The 6,280-nt window shown below is 65.2% G+C and carries 6 protein-coding genes; 2 read left to right on the forward strand and 4 right to left on the reverse strand.

Translation table 11 applies throughout. The annotated features are described in order from the left end of the window. Positions 1-37: 37 nt before the first annotated feature. Positions 38-1,438, reverse strand: coding sequence for an MFS transporter (locus Q0082_RS20070; protein WP_298195376.1), 1,401 nt, complete (start codon positions 1,436-1,438; stop codon positions 38-40). A 158-nt stretch (positions 1,439-1,596) separates the two neighbouring features. On the opposite strand from Q0082_RS20070, the gene Q0082_RS20075 reads away from it, so the two are divergent. After that, complete coding sequence (locus Q0082_RS20075) at positions 1,597-2,529, forward strand: SDR family NAD(P)-dependent oxidoreductase (protein ID WP_298195377.1); 933 nt, start codon at positions 1,597-1,599, stop codon at positions 2,527-2,529. Continuing rightward, on the forward strand, positions 2,526-3,446 hold the full coding sequence (locus tag Q0082_RS20080; protein WP_298195378.1) for an SDR family NAD(P)-dependent oxidoreductase: 921 nt from the start codon (positions 2,526-2,528) through the stop codon (positions 3,444-3,446). Before Q0082_RS20075 ends, Q0082_RS20080 begins: the two co-directional genes overlap by 4 nt. Positions 3,447-3,453: 7 nt before the next feature. Here the strand turns inward: Q0082_RS20080 and Q0082_RS20085 are convergent, their stop codons facing one another. The 3 genes from Q0082_RS20085 to Q0082_RS20095 all read right to left on the reverse strand — a co-directional run. Further along, a complete protein-coding gene (locus Q0082_RS20085; protein ID WP_298195379.1) occupies positions 3,454-4,122 on the reverse strand; it encodes an alpha/beta hydrolase in 669 nt (222 codons plus the stop codon). Then, the gene (locus Q0082_RS20090) at positions 4,119-5,000 is read right to left on the reverse strand and encodes a methylenetetrahydrofolate reductase (RefSeq protein ID WP_298195380.1); all 882 of its coding nucleotides are present in this window, start codon (positions 4,998-5,000) and stop codon (positions 4,119-4,121) included. The genes Q0082_RS20085 and Q0082_RS20090 overlap by 4 nt, the downstream gene beginning before the upstream one ends. A 146-nt stretch (positions 5,001-5,146) precedes the next feature. Beyond that, a partial coding sequence (locus Q0082_RS20095) for an aminomethyl transferase family protein (RefSeq protein ID WP_298195381.1) occupies positions 5,147-6,280 on the reverse strand: 1,134 nt, incomplete at its 5' end.

Here is a 6,280-nt window from a genome sequence, read left to right on the forward strand (position 1 = left end):
AATCGCGACGAGGTGCTGTGCTGTCAACGCCGTTTGTTCACAGCCCGGCCGCCTCCAGTCGCTCCACCTCCTCGCGGTAGGGCTTGATGGCGCGGATCATCAGGAAGGTGGCAATCGGCAGCAGAGTGCCGGCCGTGATCAGCAGCGCCTTCCAGAGCTGGTTTGGATCACCGACCACCGCGTCCTGCACGCGGCCCACGACAAAGCTGCCCATCGCGCCGAAGAAGGTGAACATGAAAAGGTAGAACGCCGTCACCTGCCCGCGCATTTCATTTGGCGCGACCCGCTGAACTGCCGCGTTCTGCGGCACCGCACCCGCCATGCCGAACATCCCCGATATGCCGAACAGCACGATCGAAGCCCAGGGCGTTGCCATCAGGATGGCAGCAATCGTCGTTACCATGACCCCGGCGGCGCAAATCGCCGCGGCGCGGACATTGGCGTCCTTGTGGCGCTTCGCCAGCCATTCGACCATGACGCTGCCGAGCAGCAGGCCCGCGAGCGAGCCGATGAGCACGGTAATGCTGAGCGCCGCGCCGATCTGCGCTTCGTCCCAGCCGAAGGTGCGCACCATGAACGGCACGCGCCAGAACTGCAGCCCGAACACCTCGACCGCGCTCAGCGCCAGTGCGCCGAACAGCGGATAGTAGACGCGCGGCTTCGCATTGATCGCCCGCAGCGCATCGAGGCCCATGAAGGTCAGCACCCGCCGCCCGAACCCGGCATCGACGGGAACCTTGGGCGCATCGGACGCGGGCGCCATGCGCTTTGGCTCGGTCACTGTGAGGAACAGCAGCCCGACAAGCAGCCCCGGCAGACCCATCACGATGAGGATCCACTGCCACCCGCGGATCGTCAGCGGTCCGAGGTGATAGGGCGCCCAGGTCGCCGTCATCACCACCAGCTTTCCGCCGATCAGCGGCCCCAGCACCGTCCCGCCGATAAAGCCGAACTGCAGCAGCGCGAAGGCGCGCGTCAGTGTCTTGGGCGGAAAGGCATCGGCAAGCAGCGAGTAGGACGAGGGCGCATGCGCCGATCCGCCCGCCGCCAGAAACACCCGGCTACCCACGAATTGCACGAAGGTCTGCGCAAGGCCGCCCAGCGAGATGATAAGGCCGACCACCGCCGCCCCGCCCGCCAGCACATACTTGCGCGGATAGATGTCGGCGAGCCGCGCCAGCGGAATGCCGACGAACAGGTAGCAGATGATGCTCGCCGGACCCGCGAGGAAGCCCAGCTGCGAATCGGTGAGGCCGAAATCGTGCTTGATCCGCTCGGCCAGCATCCCGAACGTCACCGCATCGAAGAAGGTGATGAAGGTCGCCAGAACGATCACCGTGAGCGCCCAATAGGCCGCCCCGGTGGAGGGCCATTCGCGCTCCGCACCCGCGCCTGCCGCCGCTTCCGGATCGGCTACAACCGTCGGACCCGCCATCATCACTCCTCTCGCCCGGCGGCCCCGCGCCTGAATCGCCGGAGCCTTTTTCGTCTCGAACAATTGTTAGTCTTGCATACAATCTCGGCGTGGTGAATAGAAAAGGCAATCTAACAATCGGTGGAGTCAGGAAAGGCTCCCCGGCCTCCAGGAGAGCGATCATGCAGAACCTCCCCGGCAAGACAGCCTTCATCACCGGCGGCGCCAGCGGTATCGGCCTCGGCATTGCCAAGGCGCTGCTTGGCGCCGGCATGAACGTGGCCATCGCCGATATCCGCGACGACCACCTTGCCGCCGCCGAGGCCGAACTCGCGAGCGGAGACAGGGTTCTTCCCCTCAAGCTGGACGTGACCGACCGCGCCGCCTTCGCTGCCGCTGCAGACGCCACACAAGCAAAGTTCGGAAAGATTCACATCCTGTGCAACAACGCCGGCGTCGCCGTCGTCGGCCCGACCGAACTTGCCACCTTCGCCGATTGGGACTGGGTAATGGGCGTCAACGTCGGCGGCACGATCAACGGCATCGTCACCGTGCTGCCGCGCATCCTCGCGCATGGCGAAGGCGGGCATATCGTCAACACTGCCTCGATGTCGGCGCTCGTGCCGGTCGGCGGCACAACGATCTATTCCGCGGGCAAAGCCGCTGTCACTTCGATGATGGAATGCATGCGCCCCGAACTCGAAGCACGCGGCGTGATCTGCTCCGCCTTCTGCCCCGGTGCCGTGCAATCGAACATCGCCGAAGCGGGCAAGACGCGCCCTGCAGACCTTGCGGACACCGGCTATGCCGAGGCCGACAAGCGCCGCGCCTCGGGCGGCAACTTCATGCACCTCTACCAGACCAAGGAAGAGGTCGGCGAGCGCGTGCTGCAGGGCATCCTGAACGACGAGCTCTACATCCTCACCCACAGCGAATTCCTCACCGGCGTGCGCGAACGCGGCGAGGCAACCACGGCGGCGGTACAGACGCACCTCCCCGAAAACCCAGACTACAAGCAGACCTTCGCGATGCTCTTCCGCAACCCGGCGATCACCGCCGAGATCGCGCGGCAAGACGCACTGAAGGCCACGCGCGGAGAAGGAGCCGCAGCATGAAGGACTTCGCAGGCCGCACCGCCTTCGTCACCGGCGGCGCCAATGGTGTCGGCATCGGGCTCGTCCGGCAGCTTCTCAGTGAAGGCTGCAAGGTCGCCATTGCCGATATCCGGCAGGACTCGATCGACAAGGCCCTCGCCAGCCTCGACAACCGCGAGGTCATGGGCGTCCAGCTCGACGTATCCAGCCGCGATGGCTTCAAGGCGGCGGCGGATGAAGTGGAGGCCAAGTTCGGCCCTGTCTCGATCCTGTGCAACAACGCCGGCGTCAACCTGTTCCAGCCGATCGAGGAAAGCTCGTTCGACGATTGGGACTGGCTGATGGGCGTCAACCTCCACGGTGTGATCAACGGGGTGATGACCTTCGTGCCGCGCATGGTCGCGCGCGTGAAGGCGGGCGAGCAGAAGGGCGGCCACATCGTCAATACCGCCTCGATGGCCGCGTTCCTCGCCGCTGGCACGCCGGGCATCTACAACACCACCAAGTTCGCGGTGCGCGGCCTTTCGGAATCGCTGCACTACTCGCTGCTGCAGTATGAGATCGGCGTCTCGGTGCTCTGCCCGGGCCTCGTGAAGAGCTACATCTACGCCAGCGACGATATCCGTCCCGACGAACTCAAGGGCGCGATGAAGCCGGTCAATGCGCAAGCGGTCGAGCGCCTTGCGGGCATTCACGAATTCGGCATGGAGCCCGACGTGATCGGCGCGCGCGTGATCGAGGCGATGAAGGCGAACCGCCTCCACATCTTCAGCCACCCCGATCACAAGGAAGAGATGCGCGAGATCTTCGACGAGATCATCGCCGAGTATCAGGACTACCCGAAGGACCCCGGCCACGACCAGCGGGTCGCCTTCGAGAAGTTCCGTCGCGATGCTTTCGCAGAGGCCCGGCGCAAATCGCGCGCGGCCAAGTTCTGAGCAGTCGTCAGGCGCAGCCCAGCAGGATCGCCAAGGTCTGCTCGGGCTGATCGCCCATCACGTTGTGGCTAGCCTTGGCCTCGTGATACTCCCAGCCCTTCTCGCTCGTCACGCGCTGCACGAACTTGCGGAACGGCGTCGGCTCCCACGAATTGGCGAACACATAGATCCGCCGCCCGACCTTGGCCTCCTCGCCGGTGAACTTCACCGCTTCAAGCAAGGTCAGCAGCGGATGCCGCGTCAGCACCGGGCTTTCGAGCCCCGGCAGCGGCGCCACCGCGCCCGGCGTGAACTTCTGGCTGTCGATGTAGTGGTGGTGCTCGAAATCGCCGGTGAGGTCCCACAGCGATTGTCCATCCTGCGGCAGGAACGCATCGATATAGACCAGCGCCGTGATCCGCGCGCCCAGCCGCGTCGCCACGCCGGTCACGATCATCCCGCCATAGGAATGGCCAACGAGCACAAACTTGTCGAAGCCAGCCGAGGCGATCTGGTTGCAGACGTCGTCGATATGCGTCGTGAGCGTAATGCCGGGGTGAAACTCGCCCTTGCGCGTCCCCAGCCCGGACAGCTGCGCCAGCACCACGCGGTGCCCGGCGGCACGCAGTTCGCCGGCCACGCGGTCATAGCCGAAGCTGCCACCCCACGCGCCATGGACCAGCACATAGTCCGTCATGCCGAAATCCCGTGCTTCGCGTTGTAGGCCTGGATCCACTCAAGTGTCTTCACCATGCCGCCGAAGGGATAGAAATGGAGCCGAACCCGGCCATGCTCCGGCCCGAGACCTTTGGCAAAGGCATCGACGAGCTTGTCCGGACCGGCGCTGCCAAGGAGATTCGTCACCGAGATCCCGTATTTCCTCAGCACAGCCGTAGAGGCCCCCACACCGCAGCGTGCCGCAAAGGCCAGCAGTCGCTTGATCCCCGCCGGCCCCGGCACGCCGATCCGCACCGGCGCATCGATGCCCAGCGCCCTCAGCTGGAGCAGCCACGCCAGAAACGCGTCCGGATCGAACCCGAACTGCGTCACGATCAGCGGCGCCATCCCGCGCGCCTCGATCTCGGCGACCTTCTTCACCAGCACGTCCCAGCACTGCTGCTCGGTCATGTTGGGATGTCCTTCCGGGTGCCCGCCAATTCCGATAGCCTTGATCCCGCTGCGCTCGAACGCACCCGTGGCGATCAGGGCCGAGGTATCGAAATAGGGCCCCACCGGCTCGGGCGGATCGCCCGCGACGATGAAGGCGCGCTGCACCCCGGCCTGCTCGACCACCGCCTTCAGATACCCTTCGAAGTCATCCTCCGAAGTGATCCGCCGCGCTGAGAAGTGCGGCATCGGCTCGAAGCCCAGTTCGCGCACTGCAACCGTCGCCTTCACGCGCGCGGCAACATCCTCGCCGGGAAGGAAAGTGACGGCAATCGGCGTATCGACCGGGATCAGCGGCGCGGCTTCACGCAGCGAAGCCTCGTCCTTCGCGGTCATTTCAAGGCTGAAACCGTCGGTAATCCCGAGCGGCGGCTTGTCCCAGTTCGGGTGAATCAGTGCTGCGGCCATGGCGCGAAGCTCCCCACAATAGGCGACTTGCTCCTCCCCCGGTCGGGGGAGGCTGGGTGGGGGTGCGCGGCGCTTGCCGGAAATGCCAAACCCCCTCCCCCGCCCCTCCCCACCGGGGAGGGGAGCGTGGTCAGGTCTGCTCTAAATCAGCGCCCGGTGCGCCAGCCCTCGGCGTAGTTCTCGCGCGCCACGCGGCTGTAGGGCACCGAGGAGACGATCGCGCGGACTTCGATCTGCTTGTGCGGCTCGACCGTGGTCTTGCGCGTACCGCCGTTCTCTTCGCCCCACACCACGCGCACTTCGGTGCCGACCGGGATCTCCGGATCGACCGTCGCGAGCGAGAGAGCCTGCTTTTCGTTGTACGAATAGCCGGTGAACATCGAGAGGCCGACCGTCTTGCCGCCCGCATCGACGACGCGGTCGTAGTTCGACGAGGCATAGTTCGCCAGCGGCACGTCGAAGAACTTGTACTGCTCGCCGTCCGGGTTGAACAGCGAAGCGGTGATCTTCGCCATGTCTTCCGGGTTCCACGCCAGCGTCACCTTCTTGCGCTGCTCGGCAGGGTTAAGGGCTTCCAGCGCCTCGCGGCCCTGGAAATCATGGTCGAACTTGACGAACGGGCCGTAACCCAGCTCCCACGGATTGAGATAGTAGTCCTCGATGTTGTCCGAGATGAACGAGCCACCGATCGAACCGGTCGCCTCGTAGCTGTCGGCGCCCAGCCACTCGCGGAAGCCCTTGAGCTTCTCGCCGGTGTAGATCGCGGGCAGCGGCGAAGGGATCCAGCCCGATTCCAGCGTGTTCGAAGGATAGGCGCGGCTGCCGCAAGCGATCAGGCCGAATTCCTTGCCCGCCTCCAGAATGGCGGCGCGGATTTCCTCCTGCTCGGCATAAGGCCCCCAGATCTCGAGGCCCGGCGCGCCCGACATGCCGTGGCGCAGCGTGCGCACGGTCTTGCCGGCGATGTTCATGGTGCTCATGTTGAAGAACTTGAGCTGCTCCAGCGGTCCGCCGTGAAGCTTCTCGATCACGTTCCACGCCTGCGGACCCTGGATCTGGAAGCGCCATTCCTTGCGGGTGACGGGCTTGCCCATCGGGCGCATCGGCGAACGGTCGTCGAGCTCGATCTCGACATCGTAGCCGCCGGTCGCGCCGTGATAGCGCAGCCAGTTCGAAGCCGGCGCGCGGCCGACGTAGGTGAAGCTTTCCTCTTCTTCCCAGAAGATGATGCCATCGCCGATCACGTGGCCATAAGGCGTCGTCGGCACATACTGCTTGGC

The sequence above is a fragment of the Novosphingobium sp. genome, from assembly GCF_027489515.1.
Classification (GTDB): Bacteria; Pseudomonadota; Alphaproteobacteria; order Sphingomonadales; family Sphingomonadaceae; genus Novosphingobium.